This is a genomic window from Advenella incenata (assembly GCF_004217095.1).
In the GTDB taxonomy this organism is placed as follows: Bacteria; Pseudomonadota; Gammaproteobacteria; order Burkholderiales; family Burkholderiaceae_B; genus Advenella; species Advenella incenata.
Genome location: NZ_SHKO01000001.1, coordinates 412,351 through 431,790, shown reverse-complemented (window position 1 = coordinate 431,790; position 19,440 = coordinate 412,351). Strand labels below are relative to the sequence as shown.

Genomic DNA, 19,440 nt, shown 5'->3' with positions numbered 1-19,440 from the left:
GCTCATGGCGCCAGGATGCTGACAATGAAATTGCCTGGCACCAATGTGAAACCGATAATATTGAACATGTTCTGTAGTCCGAAAGAACACAGGCGGTTGGCCGGCGTACCAAACAGGAAGGTTGTGTATGAATTGAGGAAAAGACGGCGCGACTGGCCGACAACGGTATGCGACAGGATGCCCGTCCCCACGCCGGGAAAGTCGCCCAGCGTGAGCGGGATGGTGGTCATCATGTTGTGGGCAAATCCCCCCATGAACAGGATGGTGACCGCAATCGGTATGGCCATCATCGGAAATCCCATGTCCGGATAGGGAATCGGCAACAGCGCCGGAGGCGTCAGACAGACGTCTGGAAATCCCAGATCCAGTCCCATCAATTGCGTGGTTGCCAGCATATGCGTGTTCCTCTTTTCCTGGACTCAGTTTCTGGTAATCAGACCTGAAATCAACACCGCCATCACGAAGTTCTCTTCGCCCGATCCGTATTTTTTCAGTTTGAAGCCAGAGATCTCGATCTTTGCTGCATTCATGTCTCCCTGCAACGGCGTAACCACCAGGCCAATGGCGCTCATGCGCAACGACGTGGCCGCCATGCTGGAGGAGATGCCAAACAGACTGGCCGAAACGACGCCGGCAGATTGATAGATATCTTCGGTGGTGTTTTTCAAGCCTTTGAGCTTGAAAGAAAAATCATGCGTCTCACTATGCTGCGTGGAGGTGTGACCCAGCGTTGTCGGATTACTCAGGCTCTGCGGCCCGCCAGATGACATTTGGAGTTTCGATTTGGCATTGAACTGTGATACCCCGCTTGTGGATTTCATATCCACCGATCCTGCCTTCATGGACAGAGGGCCACCCATCACTTGCTTGAAATAGCCGCCCGAGGTGATCGTGCTGCTTTCCGTGCCATTGACAACGCGCCTGACCGGACCGGAAACCGTGTGGGAAAAATCGGTTTCAACCTTACGGCTGCGACCACCGCTATAGGTGAAGTTCGCCAGACCGGCATTGACATTCTGGACAAAACCACGCCCCATCACAGTTACCGCCGTCGCCCCTACGCTGTGAGTGCGGGGACCGGTGACAATGTCATTTGACATACCGATGATATTTCGCTCGTGGTTGGCCGCATTGGTTTCCGTCGACGGACCGCGAAAGATATTGTCGTCTATTCCACCCACGTTCATCGTGGTGGCGCCACCGTGCGTACCTGCCTGCGCGCCGGCCACGCTCAGGTTTTCATTGTTTTTGACATGCGTATCCATGTCGCGCTCGGCGCCGAACGACAGTTGTTCGGCGCCAGGACGATCTTCGAAGAGCATGGAGTTGGCGTTCTCAGGCGTGCCATCCTTGCTGCGGGTCTTGATCCCGCTTTGGGTGGCATCTGCCGGCAAATTCATGGCCGGCATGTTGCTGGCGTTGTAAACCCGTCCGACGACAATTGGCCGGTCAAGAAACCCGCCTACAAAATTGACAATGACTTCGTCGTTGACCCGCGGAATCTGCACGCCCCCGAAGCCGCCACCGGCCCAGGGGCTGGAGACGCGAATCCAGCACGAACTCTCATCGTTGCGCTGCCCCTGTCGATCCCAGTGAAATTGCACCTTGATCCGACCGTATTTGTCTGTCCATATTTTTTCTCCTGCCGGCCCGACCACCAGTGCAGTATGCGGGCCGGTGGCGCGAGGGATTGGTGTCACGCGCGGCGCACGATACTGAACGTGCGTCGGAATGGCAGTAAAACGCAGGCGGATCTGGTGCTCCCATGACGTTGTACCGCCCGCTGACGTGCCGGGCGCTTCCTTCAGGTGATAATTCGTGCGCAGCACTAGCCACGACGTATTCTGAGACTGATCAGGATGGTTTTTCAGAGTGAAGGTATGGCCGGCAGCAAGGCCGGGATGATTGGCCTGCGCACCCACGGTTTCGTTTTCTGCCGTCAGACTCTCGAGCCGCACTCGTGCATAACGCTCGCCGTCTTCGGGCTCGATATACCCGCCCATGGGGTCGTAGATCTCCCGTTTCTGCTGCACGACTGTGGCCGCCTTGCGCTTGACGTCCAGCCCGGCCTGCGGTTTATTGAAATCAAAGTCCACCATGCAATAGGCAGCAGGATGAACCTCTTTTCGCGGCATCCAGCGATCAATATGTTGCGTATCGGGGCGGTTGTGCCGGTCAGGCGCATAATAGGGAATGAGCGCATCGCCCGCGATTGCCTGGTGCGCCGAATCAGCATCCCCCACAACCAGCACGTGTTTATCCTGCTCGTGACGGAACCAGTAATAGATACCTTCGTGCTCCATCAGACGGCTGATGAAATTGAAATCGGTCTCATCAAATTGCACGCAATACACCCAGTCTCGATAGCTTTCGGCAATCCGGTACTCGACTTCGAACGGATATTTCTGGAAAATCTGCCTGATCACAGCCAGTGCGCTCTGGTTCTGAAAAATCCGGCTATCAGACGTTTGCGTCAGATACCACAGCCATGGCCTGACCGTGAATCGATAGATGTAGTATGCGGACGTCTGGCTCTCGCGCCCCACGAACTGGGCTTCTGTGATCAGGCCGCTGCAGAAGCGTTGCCGTCCGGCATGCGCCACCGTTACCGTCAGCGGCGTCGCCAGTAGTTGCTCCAGATTCTCTGCTTGGCTTTTTGACACCAGATCCACGTGATACTCAAATAGTGTGGATACGGCTTCATGACCCTTTAACTCACGGAATAGAAAATGACCTTCGCCTTTGACCGTGATGGCTTGAATTATTTTTCCCATACGCCTGTTTTTCACCGCTGCCCTGGCCTGTCAGTAACAGGCTTGACGCAACCGTGAGACCCGATAGCGACCGTTTCAATCGCTTATAAGAATAATGAATGCCATTACTGCTTGGCTTCCGAGTTATCCGGCAGAGTGTAGGCAGGGATGATGTCAGGCGTGTGTCGTGTCATCGCTTCAGGTGCAACAGTACGTGTCCGTCCTGGGCCAACACTTGATAAAGCCTGTGTTTACCGGGTGTTGCGCGTAGCTTACTGAAACGTAACCTAACGTTACCTGTGCGCATTGTCACTTGCAACGATCGATAGCGCGGCCCCGCGTGACGATTATCGTTGCCAGAAAAAAACCGGCCCCCTTAAAGGGCCGGTCCGATGATCATGCCCGCGCTTAAAATGAGCGCGGTGCAATATCAATAGTGATAGCGACAAGCAGCAATCAACAAAGCATCATCGGCAACGGCATAGATCAACCTGTGTTCCAATGTAATACGCCTTGACCAATAACCGGCAAGATGATGCCTTAGCGGCTCAGGCTTGCCGATGCCTTCAAACGGAGTGCGACAGGTATCTTTCAATAGTTCATTTATTTTTTTTACCATCCGTTTATCAGCGTCCTGCCAGTACAAATAGTCTTCCCACGCTTCTTCCGACCACGTCAGCTTCACTCAATCAACCCTCTTTCCTTGGCATTGCCACTTTTCAGATTCTCGATGGAATCCATTAATCGCCTGGCATTGGCGGGAGACTGGAGCAAATAAGCGGTTTCTTGCAGTGAGTTGTATTCTTCAAGCGACATCAAGACACAGGCCTCGCCATTCTGGCGCGTGATCAGAACAGGGGCCTTATCCTCTACCGCCTGAATCATTGTTGCCGACAGGTTCTGTCTGGCTTGACTATAGCTTACGGTTCTCATTGCCAACTCCGGGTTACAAGCGCTCATTGTACAATGAATTGTCTGCCCACTCAAGATCCGACAGCGTCAGGCCACACTTGTTTTCTATACCCCGATGCGTAAAAAAATGCACCTCAACAGCGGATTCATCATCCATCAGTTAAGGTGCATTCTAAGACTACCGGTTTGACACTGCCATGCCCGCGCTTAAAATGAGCGCGGTGCAATAAGCAATACCTTATTTGATGCCGTACTGCTGTTTGGCTTTCTGACGCCACTGATGCAGCAGAGGCTCGGTGTAGCCATTGGGCTGCTGCACGCCTTTGAAGACCAGATCGCACGCAGCAAGGAACGCTGGAGATGTCTCAAAGTTGCCTGTCATGGGGCGATACAGGGCATCGCCTTCGTTCTGTTTGTCAACGACACCGGCCATGCGTTTCATGGTTTCCATAACCTGTTCTTCGGTCACGATACCGTGGCGCAGCCAGTTGGCCATATGCTGGCTGGAAATGCGCAGCGTGGCGCGGTCTTCCATCAGGCCAACGTTATGGATATCAGGCACTTTGGAGCAGCCAACACCCTGGTCAACCCAACGCACCACGTAACCCAGGATTCCCTGGGCATTGTTGTCCAGTTCCTGCTGTTTGTCGGCGTCGGTCCAATTGGTGTTGTCGGCGACCGGGATGGTCAGCAAAGCGTCAAGACGCTCGTCGGTATCATTTTTCAAACTGTTCTGCACTTGCACAACATCGGTCTGATGGTAGTGAAGCGCATGCAGCGTGGCTGCTGTTGGAGAAGGCACCCATGCCGTATTGGCGCCGGCCTTCAGTTGCGCGCCTTTTTGCGCCAGCATATCGGCCATCAGGTCGGGCATGGCCCACATGCCCTTGCCAATCTGCGACTTGCCCTGCAGCCCGCAAGCCAGGCCGAACAACACGTTGCGTTTTTCGTAGGCATCGATCCAGGACGATTTTTTCATGTCCCCCTTGCGGATCATGGGGCCCGCTTCCATGGAGGTATGCATTTCGTCACCGGTACGATCCAGGAACCCGGTGTTGATGAACGCCACGCGATCGGCCGCAGCCGCAATACACGCCTTCAGGTTGACGCTGGTGCGACGCTCTTCGTCCATCACGCCCATTTTGATGGTATTGGGCGCCAATCCAAGCAGTTGCTCGGTCCGGCCGAACAGCTTGCTGGCAAACGCCACTTCATCGGGCCCGTGCATTTTGGGTTTCACGATATAGATAGAACCCTTGCGCGAGTTGCCGCCATCGCGCTTCAAGTCGTGCATGGCCACCAGACTGGTAAACACGGCATCCAGGATGCCTTCGGGCGTTTCATTGCCGTCCTTGTCCAGGATGGCGGGATTGGTCATCAAGTGACCCACGTTGCGAATGAACATGAGCGAGCGACCGGCCAGTGTGGCTGGTTTGCCGTCTTTACCTGTGTACTGGCGATCGGGATTAAGTTTACGGGTGAAGGTTTTGCCGCCTTTGGACACTTCTTCGGCCAACGTGCCGTTCATCAGGCCCAGCCAGTTACGATACACCAGCACTTTGTCTTCGGCGTCCACTGCCGCGATCGAGTCTTCGCAGTCCATGATGGTGGAGAGCGCGGCCTCGAGCAGGACGTCCTTGACGCCCGCCTTGTCCTGTTTGCCAATAGGATTGGATTTGTCGATCTGCACTTCAAAATGCAAGCCGTTCTGGCGGAAAATCAGCGCCTCGGGGGCTGCCGCATCGCCCCGGTGTCCCAGGTACAGGTCTGCATCGGCCAGCGTGGTTTTACTGCCATCGGCCAGCGTGACGGACAGTGCTCCGTTTTCTGCAGTGTAGGCTGTGGCATCCTTGTGCGAGCCATTTTGCAGGGGGATGGTCTGATCCAGGAAGTCACGGGCAAAGGCAATGACTTTTTCGCCGCGCTTGGGGTTATAGCCGCCATCGCGCGTCGCGCCGTCGTCTTCGCTCAGTGCATCGGTGCCGTACAGGGCATCATACAGGCTACCCCAACGCGCATTGGCAGCGTTCAACGCATAACGGGCGTTGGTAATGGGTACCACCAGCTGCGGGCCGGCCTGGTTGGTAATTTCGTAATCAACATTGCTGGTATTGACCTGCACGGTGGCAGGCGCGTCTTTCAGATAGCCGATTTCCTTCAGATAGGCTTTGTAGGCTTGCATGTCGGCAATCTTGCCGGGATGTTGGCGGTACCACTCATCCATTTTGGCCTGGATGCGGTCGCGTTCGGCCAGCAATGCCTTATTTTCCGGCGCCAGCTCGTTGATGAGCGCATCCAGTCCCTTCCAGAACGCGTCGGCGTCTACACCGGTGCCCGGCAGGGCTTCCTGATCAACGAAATTTTTCAGCACGGTGGCGATCTGAAGGCTGTGAACCTGGGTACGGTCGGTCATATTGGCTCCTGATTGATGATTTGTTGATGTCGGGTGGCGCGGCCCAGGCATTTGGCCCGCTCTTTACCCTGATTATTGCTATTATGACGACTCCCGCAGGCAGCCTCAAGACAGCAGACAGTTATTTGAGAATTTACTTTCGGTACACATTAATGCAGTTAATTTTTTATTTATTTTCAATATGATAAGTTCTCCGCTTCTGTTTGACCAATACTCCGATCGTGCCTTGCTGATCGAAGGGGTGGCCGGCAGCGGCAAAACGACGCTGATTGCCCAGGAAGCAGAGCAGTGCGTGACTCAGGGCCGCACGCTGCTGGTCACCTTCAGCCGTGCCGGCCGTGACGTCCTGCAGAACTATATGCGCACGCGACGCCTGGAACCGGGAGCCAATACGAATCTGCACATCTTTACCATTGACGGCCTGGCGCACTTTTTATTGCGGCGCCTGGGCGATGAACGCTATGTGCTGGATCGCAATGCCATTGTGACCGACCTGCTGCCCGATCTGGTGAGCGATGTATGCCAGGACCTGCAGGATCGGTCCGAACAAGACGACGCCGTGACACTGCAGGCGCCCGCGCTGTCCACCGACGCCATGGAAAAACTGATGTCCGATCTGGATTATTACCGGGCATCCCTGGCCTGGCAGGCCGAATCGACAGAGGAAGAACAAGCCGCGTTCGGAGATGGCCTGCACCATCCGCCCGAGTTGGTGCGTGCCGTTTTCCTTCGCTATGATGCCCTGCGCGCCCACTGGAAACCCGAAGCGAGTGATCCGGACGACGCCCTGCTGGATCCGGCCTATAAGCCTGAGCGCAGCAAAGGCATGTATGGCTTTCGCCTGGTATCTGAAGCCTCCTATGACTTGCTTGAAGCGCTGGACAATGGCGCCGAACTACCGGGCAGCGCCGCTGCCTACAAGTTTGTGCTGATCGACGAGTTTCATGACACCACGCCCCTGCAATTGATGCTGCTGTCGCGCATTGGCCGGCACGCCCACAGGTTAATGGCCGTAGGCGACCGTTACCAAACCATTTTTGCCTGGCGCGGCGCCAATACCGAGTTGGTTTTCGACGCCTTTGTCCGGGATTTTTCCGCCAGGCGGGTAAACAGCCTGACCAGCTATCGCTTCGGTCCGGAACTGGCCACGCTGGCAGGAGAACTCACGCAGCGGACCATTACCTCGGGCGTCGTCTCCGATACGCCGGTAATGTACTGCAGTGGCAACTGGGAGGACGCCGGCGCACTGGCCCCCCTGAGCAAACAAAGTATCGTCTGTCGTCATGGTCCGGACCGGATTCGTGCGGCGTTTTCCCTATTGTGTCACGCCCCCGCCTCCATCAAACTGGCCTGGCCGCTGGCAAGCACGCCGGCAATCGGCATTGCGACCATCCTGTATGCCTTGCGTTTTCCGCAAGCCACCGCTCAGTTGCGCACGCTGTCGCTGGCCTTGCGACAATTTTCTTCGCTGCCCGGCTGCCTGGCGCCTGACACGATGCGTGAGTTGGCGCAAACCGGGTTAACGCCCGGCAATTTGCGCATGTACATGGAAAACTGGCTCGCTGCACGCGAAGCGGTGTTTGCCCCCAGCCTGAAGCATGCCCTGCAACTGTGGCTGACCACACCGCAAGCGCCGGACGCCGGCGCCGCCGAGGCGCTGCAGACGTTTGCACGGCAGGCCGACTTGTTCCGGAACCTGACCACGCCGCAGCGACTGCTGGACGAATCGCTACTGCAGGGCTGGGAAGGATTATTGATGTATTTGCAGCAACAGCCAATGCCAATGCAGGCATGGCCCGCAGTGCTGGCAGCCGTGGCGGCCCGTTGCAGTACACGCGGCGGCGTGCCCCTGCTTACGGTCACCGAAGCCAAAGGTCATGAATATGATCATGTGCTGGTCTATGACACCGCGGAAACGACATTCCGCAGTCAGACCGATGCTCCCGATGTGGAGCGCAACCGGTATTACGTCGCCTGCACCCGGGCACGCAAGTCACTGACGCTGTTTCGCCCGGCCAGGGAGCCGGCATAGGCATAGCGCAGCCTGCGTACCGTGCTGTAACACGCTGACAACCTGTTTAGCGTCGATCAGGATCTCACGTTCGGAACGCTGTCAGGCATCACCGCTACATGCCTGCGCCGGTGGCAGTGGCGGACAAAACCGCCACAACCGACTGCTGCACGGCCGGTATGCCCTGGCATACACCAGATTGGCGCTTGGCCGATAAACAGCGTTACTGTTCGGCAAATGCCCGTTCAATCACAAACGCACCTGGGCGCGAGGTATTGCCTTCGCTGAAACCACGACGCTCCAGCGCCGTTTTCAGGTCGCGCAGCATCTCGGGGCTGCCACAAATCATGGCGCGGTCGGTCTCGGGGTTCAGGGCCGGCACGCCCAGGTCTGTAAACAGCTTGCCAGACTCCAGCAGTGCGGTGATCCGGCCTTCATTGCGAAATGGCTCGCGCGTGACCGTCGGGTAGTACTTGAGCTTTTCCGAGACCATTTCACCCAGGAATTCGTGCTTGGGCAACTCATTCGTAATGTAGTCGTGATAGCACAGTTCGTTGGCAAATCGTACCCCGTGCACCAGGATGACCTCGTCAAAACGCTCGTAGGTTTCCGGATCGCGAATCAGGCTCATAAAGGGGGCCAACCCGGTTCCGGTGGCCAGCATATACAGGCGCTTGCCGGGAAGCAGATAGTCCACCAACAGGGTTCCCGTAGGCTTGCGACCCACAATGATGCTGTCGCCCACCTGGATATGCTGCAGGCGCGAGGTGAGCGGGCCGTCAGGCACCTTGATGCTGAGAAACTCCAGGTGATCTTCATAATTGGCGCTGGCAATACTATACGCACGCAGCAACGGTTTGCCATTAACTGGCAACCCAATCATGGTGAAATGCCCGTTGGAAAAACGCAATGCCTGATCACGGGTAGTGGTAAAACTGAACAGTCTGTCTGTCCAGTGGTGGATGCTGAGGACTTTGCCTTCCAGAAATGCGGCCATTGTAAAACGTACCTTCAGGGGGAATAAAAAAACACAGAATGGACAATTATTGCAATTGTACTAGGCACAATACTTGTCGCTAATCAAAGAACCCTTTATTTTAGTGGTTAAATCACAGTCGCACTGCCGCCTTGCTATAATTCGGCACATCTTCCTGGTTATTTCCCCATGCCTCCCTCTTCGCGCAAGCCCTCCGACAAACGGCTTATCAGCCTTTCGATGCTGCTGTTTCCCCTGGCCATGGTGCTGTATGAACTGTCCGCCTATATCGGCAACGACATGGTTCAGCCCGCCATGCTCACCATTACCGCCGAATATGGCGTAGACGACGCCTGGGTGGCCTCGTCCATGTCGCTGTATATTCTGGGCGGCGCATGTCTGACCTGGCTGATCGGGCCTTTGTCCGACCGCTACGGACGACGCCGCATCATGCTGGCGGGCGTGATGTACTTCATCGCGACCAACTTTCTGATTCTGCTGGCCCCCACCATCGAATGGTTCATGCTGCTGCGTTTCCTGCAGGGAATGGGGCTGTGCTTCATTGCGGCAGTCGGCTATGTCAGCATACAGGAGGCGTTTGAAGAACTCACGGCCATTCGCGTGATGGCGCTGATGGCCAATATTTCCATGGTCGCTCCCCTGCTGGGCCCGCTGGCCGGCGCTGCCCTGATCAGCGTGGTGTCATGGCACTGGGGCTTTGTCATTATTGCCATGATCGCCTGTGTCTCGCTGGTGGGGCTGTTCCTGCACATGCCCGAGACAGTTAATCTGGCCCTGCCCAAAAAACCGCCGGCGCAGATCTGGCAGCAGTACCGACTGGTGTTCAAGAACCGGCTGTTTATGCAACTGACGCTTTATTTTCCGTTGATCGTATTGCCCATGCTGGTCTGGATCGGCCTGTCGCCGGTATTTCTGATCAAGGATATGGGCATGACCAACATGGGCTACGGGCTGTCCCAGCTACCCATTTTCATCAGCCTGATTGTCGGCAATCTGGCGCTGGCCAAATACGCGCCGCGTTTTCCGGTAGGGCAATCGGTGTACTTTTCCATGCCGCTGATGATTGCCGGCGGCGTTCTGCTGATGCTGGCCGGCTTTATTCCGTCCTTTGAATACCTGGGGCTGGTTGCCGGGCTGGCCCTCTCGGCGTTTGCCCAGGGCATTAGCTTTGCGGTTTTGTATCGCTTTACCCTGATGGCGTCCGATCAGCCCAAAGGTGTCGTGGCCGCTGTCATGAGCCTGATCATGATGCTGATACAGGCAGTGGGCATCGAGCTGTTCAAGCTGGTTTATGTACATTGGGGCCTGGCGGCCCTGTGCGTCATGAATGGCCTGCTAATGTTGATATTTGCCGCATTGACACCACCGCTGATGCGCAGAACCATGCGCGTGATCACGCCGGGCCCGATCATTCCTGCCGCCTGATCGAATACCGCAGCAGGGGTGCCATGGCTATCGCTGGCGGCAGACCGGATGGCATGTGTCAAAAAGGCACATCCGAGGTGTCGCCCTGGCGCAGCAATATGCAACCTACGCCGCCACAGCCACCGGACTGCCCCCATTAGCCCTTCGCCCGCCAACCCGCGCGGGCGACGGCCGCAGCGCACTGGGCGCCAGGCTACAGACCGTCCAGTTTTTCGCTCAGCACTTCGCGACTGATTTCGCCCACCTGGGTGCGCTGCAATGCGTTGCCATTAAAGAACAACGTTGTTGGCAGACCGCGCGTCTGAAACTGTGCTGACATGGTGGAGTTGGGATCCAGTCGAATCCACTGGCTCAGGTCCAGTCCCTCCTGCCGCAAATAGTTTTCGATCGTGGCCGCCGACTCTCCCTGATTCACAAACAGAAACCGTACATCCGGGTTTTGCCGGGCCGCCTGCTCCAGCATGGGCATTTCGCGACGGCACGGGCCGCACCAGGTCGCCCACAGGTTGATGACCACCTTCTGGTTGCTCAGATCCTTCAGATTGTGCATTTGACCGTTCATGTCTGGCAATGCCATGGCCGGCAAAGGCTGAGCGAGCGGACCGGGCACCAGCAGCGCCAGCGAGACCATCACCGCGGCCACCAGGCCAAGCAGTGCGCCGCCAAACGCGCGCAGGCGCCAGCCCTGCAACAGCACCAGAGAGACCACCGCTGCAGCGATGGCCCACCCGATGTCAAAGCCACCCTGCCAGAAATAGAAGATGCGCCAGGGCTCGGTCAGAAAACTATCCCAGTGGCGAATGACAAAGCCCAGCCGGGCACTGGCCAGTATCATCAGCATCGCCAGCCAGGGCCAGCGATCAAATTGCGGGCTGACCCGGCGGGTAAGCACCGCACAACCGGCCAGCAGCGCAATCACACCCGCCATAACCGCAAGCACCATGGGCGCAAAGAAAAAAGGACCTATCGCCATTGCAGAAAAACCATTGTAGAAAACCCTGAAAATACCGCCCACATCATAGCATCAGGGCTAACTGCAATATCCCCGCCAATGCTTTGCATATAATATCGACACTGACACCAACACAATGCCGGCCTGTGCCGGCACTCTTTTATTAGCGAATGACTACTGCGTCCACCCAATCTGCCTGTACCAGCACCGACCGTCCGGTGCTGGTGTCGGTGCACAATCTGAAAAAACACTTTGATCTGGGCAGGCAGCAATGTGTATACGCCGTCAATGGCGTGTCATTTGATATTCACGAAGGCGAAACGCTGGGACTGGTGGGCGAATCCGGTTGCGGCAAATCCACAACGGGCCGCAGCGTGCTGGGCCTTTACGATCCGACAGCGGGCCATGTTACCTTTCGTGGCCAGAACATTCACCAAGTCAAAGGCCATGCGCGCCGCAAGCTGCTGCGCGACATGCAGATGATTTTCCAGGATCCCTATGCCAGCCTGAATCCCCGCGCCAGCGTATTTGACCTGATTGCCGAGCCGCTGGATATCCACGGTCTGTACCCGAGTAAACAGGAAAAGGCACAGCGAGTCGGCATGCTGCTTGAAGAAGTCGGGTTGAACGCCTCGTTTGCCCGACGTTATCCGCATGAGTTTTCCGGCGGCCAGCGCCAGCGTATCGGCATCGCTCGGGCACTCGCGCTTGAACCGGCATTCATTGTTGCCGACGAGCCCATTTCCGCACTGGATGTCTCCATTCAGGCGCAAATCGTGCAGTTGCTGCAGCGCCTGCAACGGGAACGCAAACTGACATTCCTGTTTATTGCCCATGACCTTTCCATGGTGCAATACGTCTCGGACCGGGTGGGCGTCATGTATATGGGTTACATGGCAGAGCTGGCCGGCAGCCACGAACTCTATCACAACCCGCTACACCCCTACACGCAGGCCTTGCTGTCTGCGATTCCGGTTCCCGACCCGCAAATACAACGGCAGCGGACCAGCCAGGTGCTTCATGGCGAATTGCCCAGTCCGCTGGCGCCCACCACCGGCTGCGCTTTCAAGTCGCGCTGCCCAAAGGCCATGGCGGTCTGCCAGAGCGAGACGCCCGTGTGGCGCGAACACGCTACGGGACACTTTGCCGCCTGCCATGCGCTGGATGCCAACGGATCGCGCCCATGAAAAAATATATTCTGCAGCGGTTTGCGCTGATGCTGGGCACCATTTTCATTATCGCCACGCTCACCTTCGTGCTGATGCATTTGATTCCCGGCACGCCCTTTGATCAGGAACGACAGACCAGCGCGGCGGTGCAGGACAACCTGCGGGCCTTCTATAAGCTGGACCAGTCGCTACCGGTGCAATACCTGCATTACCTCAAAGCCATTATCACATTCGACTATGGCCCTTCCATTTCCAATCCGGATACCTCGGTCAATACACTGCTGGCCCGTGGGTTTCCGGTGTCGTTTGAGCTGGGCCTGATTGCGCTTGTGGTTGCGACCCTGTCCGGCATAGCCGCAGGCACTGTGGCGGCATTGCGGCATAACCGGCTGATCGACCGCGTGGTCATGGCTGTGGCGGTGGTTGGCATTTCCATTCCCAACTTTGTGCTGGCGACATTGCTCATACAGGAGCTCTCGGTGGGCCTGGGCTGGTTTCCTGCCGCCACCTGGCGTACGCCGTGGCACAAGGTACTGCCGGTGATTGCCCTGGCAGTCACGCCTATGGCCATCCTGGCTCGCATCACCCGCTCGAGCATGCTCGATGTACTGACGCAGGACTACATGACGATGGCGCGCGCAAAGGGGCTTTCACCATGGCGTATTGTGGTGCGGCATGGCCTGCGCAATGCCCTGCTGCCGGTGGTGACACTACTCGGAACGCTGGCAGCCTCCATCCTGACGGGCACATTCGTAATTGAAAAAATCTTTGCCATCCCTGGCATGGGCCGTTATTTCGTCGACTCCATCAGCACCCGCGACTATCCTGTCATTATGGGCACAACCGTGTTCTACAGCGCCATTCTTGTCTTCATGCTGTTTCTGGTCGACATTGCCTACGGTCTGCTAGACCCGCGCATTGCGCTTCACCGCAAGGGGCAATCATGAACAGCCATGCGACATCGCAAGAGACACCAGTCATTACCGACGACATGTTCGAGGCGGCCCCGCCCGACCCGCAAGCGGTGGCGCATGTCTTGCGCCCTTCCGTCTCTTACTGGCGCAATGCGTGGTGGCGTCTGCGCAGTAATCCTGCTGCCATTGTCGGCCTGGCATTTCTGATCATGCTGATCATCATGGCGGCGCTTGCCCCCATACTATCGACCTGGTCCGTGACTGCCCAGGATCTAAAAAGCCAGAACATGCCGCCGTCATCGCTGCACTGGTTCGGCACCGATGATCTGGGCCGCGATATTTTCGTCAGAACCTGGTACGGCGCACGTATTTCACTGTTTGTCGGTTTCATGGCGGCGCTGATCGATTTTTTGATCGGCGTCACCTACGGCGGCTATAGCGGATACAAAGGCGGCAAGACAGATATCTTCATGATGCGGGTACTGGAAGTGCTCTATGGCCTGCCCTATTTGCTGGTGGTCATTTTACTGATGGTGGTCATGGGACCCAGCCTGCTTACCATCATTATCGCGCTTACCATTACCGGCTGGATCAGCATGGCGCGACTGGTGCGTGGCCAGGTATTGCAGTTGAAAAACCAGGAGTATGTGACCGCCGCCCGCTCTTTCGGCGCCGGCACGGCCCATATCATTCGCCGCCATTTGCTGCCCAATTCAATGGGGCCGATTCTGGTGCAGATGACGTTGACCGTCCCCACTGCCATTTTCGCCGAAGCCTTTCTCAGTTTCCTGGGACTGGGCGTGCAGGCGCCGTATGCCAGTTGGGGTGTCATGGCCAACGATGCACTGGGCGTCATTCTGTCGGGAGACTGGTGGCAACTGTTTTTCCCCGCCCTGTTCATTTCCCTGACCATGTTCGCTTTCAACGTGGTGGGCGACGGGCTGCAGGATGCGCTGGATCCGCGACTGGGGCAAAACAAATGAGCATGCAGCACACTATTATCGGCAAAACGGATGCATCCGTACCACCACCCACTGGTCAGCCGCAACCGCTGCTGATGGTGCACGACCTCTCGGTACGCTTTCGCACCTACGGCGGACATGTTCATGCGCTGCGCCAGGTTTGCCTGCATGTTGCACGCGGCGAAACACTGGCCATTGTTGGTGAATCGGGCAGTGGAAAATCGGTCACCAGCCAGGCCATCATGGGTTTGCTGCCGGCCACGACGGCACAGATTACCGGTGGCGCAATCACCTTTGACGGGCGCGAGCTGACCACACTGAAACCGGCGCAGTGGCGTGAGATCCAGGGCAGACGGATTGCCCTCATTTTCCAGGACCCGATGACCGCGCTCAATCCCACCCTCACAATCGGCGAGCAGATGACCGAAGGGGTGCGACGACATTTGAAATATAGCGCAGATCAGGCCAGGGAGCGCGCCATACAGATGCTTGAACTGGTGGGCATATCCAGCCCACAGCAACGGCTGAAACAGTTCCCGCATGAGTTTTCCGGCGGCATGCGCCAGCGTATCGTGATCGCCATTGCATTAATGTGCGATCCCGATCTGCTGATTGCAGACGAGCCCACCACGGCGCTGGATGTCACCATCCAGGCCCAGATACTGGCGCTGTTCAAAGATATCCAGGCGCGCACCGGCATTGCCATCATCCTCATTACCCATGACCTGGGCGTGGTCGCGGGCATCGCCGACAGGGTCACGGTCATGTATGCCGGCCAATGCGTCGAAACTGCCGAGGTCCATGCGCTGTTTGCCCAGCCTGCCCATCCGTATACCCGTGCGCTGCTGGCATCGGTACCGCGCCTGGACATGCCGGCCGCCAGCCTGAAGGCTATTGCCGGCCAGCCGCCCGACCTGTTTGCCCCGCCTGCAGGTTGCGCGTTCGCCGCACGCTGCAGGCATGCCATGCGCGTCTGTCGCCAGATCGCACCGCCTGCTACGGCCCTGCCTGCCCAGGGTTCGGTACGCTGCTGGCTGCACGACGCCCGCGCGCCGCAGACCGCCCGGGCAGCGGGCCAAATCTGATACGGTTGTTTCGACAGACCCGTTTGCGCCCACGACGCCTGCATTTTCAGGTATGTTTGCATACATTAGATGCCGTCAAGGGCTCACTTGTTTGGAAATTGCCATGAAAAATCTGCTGTCTGCGGCGCTGTTGACTGCCGCACTGGGCGTCGCCCTGCCTACCCTGTCCCACGCTGAAAAAGTGTTGCGCCTCAATAATGTGGAAGAACCCTCATCGCTAAATCCGGCCCTTGGCCTGAATCTGATTTCCTGGGAGCCGCTGAACAATTTGATGGAAGGCCTGGTGCGGCTGGACGAGAAACATAATGCGACCCCCGCCACGGCAGAAAAATGGGATGTCTCTGCAGACGGAAAAACCTACACATTTCATTTGCGCAAAAATGCCAAATGGTCTGACGGCTCACCGGTCACAGCCGGTGACTTTGTCTACGGCTGGACCCAATTGCTGACGCCGGCTACCGCCTCGCCAGCCGCCTTTTTACTCTACGATATTGTCGGCGCGCAAGACTTCAATGCGGGCAAAGCCCAATCTGATGCGCTTGGCGTTCGGGCGCTGGATCCGCACACCCTGCAGGTGACGCTCAATGCCCCCAGCCTGTCGTTTTTGAACATTCTGACCAACCCGGGTTTTGCTCCCGTCAACCAGAAGGTGGCGCAGGCCAATCCCAAATGGCATACCGAAGCCGACAGCTATGTAAGCAACGGCCCGTTCATGCTCAAGGAGTGGGAGCATGCCAGTAGCATGCGGTTTGAAAAGAATCCGAACTACTGGGACAAGGATGCCGTCAAGCTGGATGCCGTCGATTGGGTGATGATTAACGACCTCAATACCAGTTACCAGATGTTTCGCACCGGCGAATTGGACGCTACCCCTTCCCCGTTGCCGGCAGCCCTTTACGAAAAAGTAAAAGACAGCAAGGAATTTATGACCGTGCCACAGGCAGGCGTATATTTCTATCGCTTCAATACCAAGATGCCGCCGTTTCAGAATGCCGACATCCGGCGCGCTTTCGCCCTGGCCGTGAACCGGCAGGATATTGTCGATTATGTTGTCAAACAGGGCCGCAAGGCAGCCGACGCCTTCGTCAGCCCGGGGTTCACCGGCCCCGATGGCAAAGACTTCTACCAAACCAGCAACGGCTTTGTCAAAACCGATGCAGCCCAGGCCAAGGCATTACTGAAAAAGGGCATGGAAGCCGAAAAATATACGACACTGCCACCAGTCACGCTCAGCCACATCAATAATCCTGACGACCGCAAAATTGCGCAGGCGCTGCAAGCCATGTTCAAGGAAAACCTGGGCGTAGATGTACATCTGCAGGCCATAGAGAGCAAGGTGTTTTATACCCAGCAGCGCGGCGGCAAGTTGCAGTTTTCCCGCAGCTCATTCACCAACGACTATGCCGATCCTTACAATGCATTGGAAAGTTTTGTGAGCAGCTCAAGCATGAACCGCACCGGCTGGTCCAACGGCGAGTACGATACGCTGATCAAAACCGCCCGAAACGAAACCGACGCTGCCAGAAGATGGGAATTGTTGCAAAAATCCCAGCAAGTGTTGTTCGCAGACATGCCTATTTTCCCATTGTTCTTCTACAATCAAGGCTTCATGCAGAAAACCGGTGTCACAGGCATTCTGCGGCACCCGGTTGGCTATATCGACCTGAAAACAGCAGATATTCAATAAAAGCAAACGGGGGATCTCATGTATGACGTTGTTACGGCGGATCTTGACAACCCAGAACACGCCAACGCTGTTCTGACTGTGCTCAACGCCTACGCATCCGACCCGATGGGCGGAGGCGAACCGCTATCGGCCTACACCCAGAAAAACCTGATAGCATCACTCAAAAAACGCAGCAATATGTACACAATACTGGCCTTTGACGGTCAGGAGCCGATCGGTATCGCGCTATGCTTTGAAGGGTTTTCCACTTTCGCCTGCAAGCCGCTGCTCAATATTCACGATTTTGCCGTGGTGCCGCAATATCGCGGCCAGGGCGTCGGCACGCAGTTGCTGGCACGCGTCAAACAGTTGGCGCGCAATCTGGGCTGCTGCAAAATCACGCTCGAAGTGCTCGATGGCAACGCACCGGGCAAAGCGTTGTACGCCAGCCAGGGCTTTGAGCCCTATACGCTGGGACCACAGAGCGGCCATGCGATCTTCATGCAATGCCCGATCGACAATCCGTAAGCCGCGTTATCCCTAAAGCAGCGGCATCGGCCATCAACAAATATAACCAACGAAAGGCGTTGCGCGCGCAAGCCAAGGGGCAGCGCCGGACTGCGGCGCCTCGGGCCAAAACGGCGCCATACTAACCCGCGCCATCCTTTTCACATGCCCTTTACTGGGTCGTTCCCTTTGACCCGGGTTGCGCCTTGGTCCCAATTGCCAGCGAAGTACCGGCCCTGCTGGCACATCAGGCCGCGTTGTATTGGGCTGCAGCCGGATGGATCCGGCGTTGTACCGGGCCGGCCACTTCCGCATAAGCCTGTAGCAGGCGGGTGAACCACTGGCCCACGGCAGAGTCGTCCTTCCAGTATTGGAACCCGAATATCCAGCTGAAGATCAGGTGCGACACGACGACAAAGTCGGTTGCACCCGGCTGGGCGCCGTCAAGATACGGCATGTTTTTCAACTGTGATTCCAGCGCCCCCAGGGCCTTGTGCGCCTCGCTCGCACTGGCTGTCGCGTGCAGTTGCTCCAGCGTACAACCAAAGCGCTTTTCCCTACTTTCCCGAAAATAACCCTTTGCCGATTCCGGTTGTGCTTCGTAGATCGCCATCAGGGAGGGTTTGAAAATGACCGGTGTAATATGGCGCAGAATCAGCTCTGAAATAAACCGGACCCGGGCCCGTCCGGCATCGCTATCGAGGCCCAGCGGCGCCTGCGGGTAGGCGCGATCCAGATACTCCAGGATATCCAGGCTTTCTTTGACCACGGTGTCCCCATCGGTAAGTACCGGGACCAGTCGCGAATCTGCAAATGCTATTTTTTCCTTATCCATAAAGCCGATGGGAAGCCCTTCGAATGGCAACCGCTTGTGCGCAAGCGCAAGTCGCACCCGCCAACAATAAGGTGAAAATACCAAGTCGGGTTCGCTGGCGCAGAGTTCGTAGAGCCGGATCATTCGTGTCTCCTTTGACATTCGATGGTAAATCGGGTTTTTAATCACAATAATGGCCCGAACAGGCAGCTATCGGGCGGCCATCAGGCGGTAATCTCGGGCAGCGTGTGGCAACTTGCAGACAACGGCCAGAGCTGAAACTTTCAATCCATTTCCAAACAGGCTTGCCAGCTATCTTTCGATACATTTACTTGCCATCAGTACAAACAAAGCGATTATGATAGCTCCATAGTTATTCCATAAGGAGAGTTTACTATGACCTCGCAAATGATAAAAAAAGTCTGTCTTGTGGCACTTATGGGTGCCGTTCTGGCAGGCTGCTCTACCCGTCACCCAAATCGGGACCTGGGAACCGTTGGTGGTGCAGCACTGGGCGGTGGTGCCGGTTATGCGCTGTCTGACGGCAGCCCGCTGGCCACGTTGGGCGGTGCCGCACTGGGCGGCCTGGTCGGCAACCAGGTATTCAAGGACAGCGATGACCGTTATGACCGTGGTCGCCGTCACTATCGCGATGACCGTCGCCGTGATCGGCACTATGATCGTGGTGATCGCCGTCGCTGGCGCGATTGATATCTGACTGCTCTTGCTTATCGCAAGCACAACCAGATTCCGTAACGAAGCCGCTACACGCCGCAACGGCAATGTAGCGGCTTTTTATATGCCGCCTGATCTGGTGCATGCGGCCTGATATATTCCGGTTGCGGTGTCAGGCCGGCAGT

At 56.8% G+C, this 19,440-nt stretch carries 17 protein-coding genes; 9 read left to right on the top strand and 8 right to left on the bottom strand.

The genetic code is table 11. The features are described 5' to 3' along the window. Positions 1–2 precede the first annotated feature (2 nt). The 5 genes from EV681_RS01970 to EV681_RS01950 all read right to left on the bottom strand — a co-directional run bounded on the left by EV681_RS01970 (position 3) and on the right by EV681_RS01950 (position 6,078). Positions 3–395, bottom strand: a complete 393-nt coding sequence (locus EV681_RS01970) for a DUF4150 domain-containing protein (protein ID WP_014749107.1) — start codon at positions 393–395, stop codon at positions 3–5. 24 nt (positions 396–419) lie between these two features. Beyond that, on the bottom strand, positions 420–2,774 hold the full coding sequence (locus EV681_RS01965; protein ID WP_130303183.1) for a type VI secretion system Vgr family protein: 2,355 nt from the start codon (positions 2,772–2,774) through the stop codon (positions 420–422). 409 nt (positions 2,775–3,183) lie between these two features. Next, positions 3,184–3,438, bottom strand: a complete 255-nt coding sequence (locus EV681_RS01960) for a Txe/YoeB family addiction module toxin (protein WP_128393682.1) — start codon at positions 3,436–3,438, stop codon at positions 3,184–3,186. Next, positions 3,435–3,686, bottom strand: coding sequence for a YoeB-YefM toxin-antitoxin system antitoxin YefM (yefM, locus tag EV681_RS01955; RefSeq protein ID WP_128393681.1), 252 nt, complete (start codon positions 3,684–3,686; stop codon positions 3,435–3,437). Before yefM ends, EV681_RS01960 begins: the two co-directional genes overlap by 4 nt. 217 nt (positions 3,687–3,903) lie before the next feature. Next, positions 3,904–6,078 carry a malate synthase G gene (locus EV681_RS01950; protein ID WP_128393680.1) on the bottom strand — a complete coding sequence of 725 codons (2,175 nt, stop codon included), beginning with the start codon at positions 6,076–6,078 and terminating at the stop codon, positions 3,904–3,906. Positions 6,079–6,259: 181 nt separating this feature from the next. On the opposite strand from EV681_RS01950, the gene EV681_RS01945 reads away from it, so the two are divergent. Continuing rightward, positions 6,260–8,110: a UvrD-helicase domain-containing protein gene (locus EV681_RS01945; protein ID WP_130303182.1), complete on the top strand. Its 1,851-nt coding sequence runs from the start codon at positions 6,260–6,262 to the stop codon at positions 8,108–8,110. Positions 8,111–8,312: 202 nt separating this feature from the next. On the opposite strand, the gene EV681_RS01940 is transcribed toward EV681_RS01945, so the two are convergent. Further along, on the bottom strand, positions 8,313–9,086 hold the full coding sequence (locus EV681_RS01940) for a ferredoxin--NADP reductase (protein ID WP_014749101.1): 774 nt from the start codon (positions 9,084–9,086) through the stop codon (positions 8,313–8,315). 168 nt (positions 9,087–9,254) lie between these two features. On the opposite strand from EV681_RS01940, the gene EV681_RS01935 reads away from it, so the two are divergent. After that, entirely contained in the window at positions 9,255–10,511 is a 1,257-nt protein-coding gene (locus EV681_RS01935) for an MFS transporter (RefSeq protein WP_128393678.1), read from the top strand. Positions 10,512–10,704: 193 nt separating this feature from the next. Here the strand turns inward: EV681_RS01935 and EV681_RS01930 are convergent, their stop codons facing one another. Next, positions 10,705–11,484: a TlpA disulfide reductase family protein gene (locus EV681_RS01930; protein WP_128393677.1), complete on the bottom strand. Its 780-nt coding sequence runs from the start codon at positions 11,482–11,484 to the stop codon at positions 10,705–10,707. 149 nt (positions 11,485–11,633) lie between these two features. On the opposite strand from EV681_RS01930, the gene EV681_RS01925 reads away from it, so the two are divergent. The 6 genes from EV681_RS01925 (at position 11,634) to EV681_RS01900 (ending at position 17,787) form a co-directional block, all read left to right on the top strand. Then, on the top strand, positions 11,634–12,650 hold the full coding sequence (locus EV681_RS01925; RefSeq protein ID WP_128393676.1) for an ABC transporter ATP-binding protein: 1,017 nt from the start codon (positions 11,634–11,636) through the stop codon (positions 12,648–12,650). Beyond that, positions 12,647–13,579: an ABC transporter permease gene (locus EV681_RS01920; RefSeq protein ID WP_128393675.1), complete on the top strand. Its 933-nt coding sequence runs from the start codon at positions 12,647–12,649 to the stop codon at positions 13,577–13,579. Before EV681_RS01925 ends, EV681_RS01920 begins: the two co-directional genes overlap by 4 nt. Then, positions 13,576–14,529 carry an ABC transporter permease gene (locus EV681_RS01915; RefSeq protein ID WP_130303181.1) on the top strand — a complete coding sequence of 318 codons (954 nt, stop codon included), beginning with the start codon at positions 13,576–13,578 and terminating at the stop codon, positions 14,527–14,529. The genes EV681_RS01920 and EV681_RS01915 overlap by 4 nt, the downstream gene beginning before the upstream one ends. Continuing rightward, positions 14,526–15,593 (top strand): ABC transporter ATP-binding protein, encoded by a 1,068-nt coding sequence (locus EV681_RS01910; RefSeq protein WP_278044072.1) that lies wholly within the window; start codon positions 14,526–14,528, stop codon positions 15,591–15,593. The genes EV681_RS01915 and EV681_RS01910 overlap by 4 nt, the downstream gene beginning before the upstream one ends. Before the next feature lie 103 nt (positions 15,594–15,696). Further along, entirely contained in the window at positions 15,697–17,280 is a 1,584-nt protein-coding gene (locus tag EV681_RS01905; protein ID WP_128393672.1) for a peptide ABC transporter substrate-binding protein, read from the top strand. Between the two features lie 18 nt (positions 17,281–17,298). After that, a complete protein-coding gene (locus EV681_RS01900; RefSeq protein ID WP_128393671.1) occupies positions 17,299–17,787 on the top strand; it encodes a GNAT family N-acetyltransferase in 489 nt (162 codons plus the stop codon). A gap of 226 nt (positions 17,788–18,013) precedes the next feature. Here EV681_RS01900 and EV681_RS01895 read toward each other — a convergent pair whose 3' ends face one another. After that, complete coding sequence (locus EV681_RS01895; protein WP_165392911.1) at positions 18,014–18,724, bottom strand: glutathione S-transferase family protein; 711 nt, start codon at positions 18,722–18,724, stop codon at positions 18,014–18,016. 252 nt (positions 18,725–18,976) lie between these two features. On the opposite strand from EV681_RS01895, the gene EV681_RS01890 reads away from it, so the two are divergent. After that, a complete protein-coding gene (locus tag EV681_RS01890; protein WP_128393669.1) occupies positions 18,977–19,291 on the top strand; it encodes a glycine zipper 2TM domain-containing protein in 315 nt (104 codons plus the stop codon). Positions 19,292–19,440: the final 149 nt, after the last annotated feature.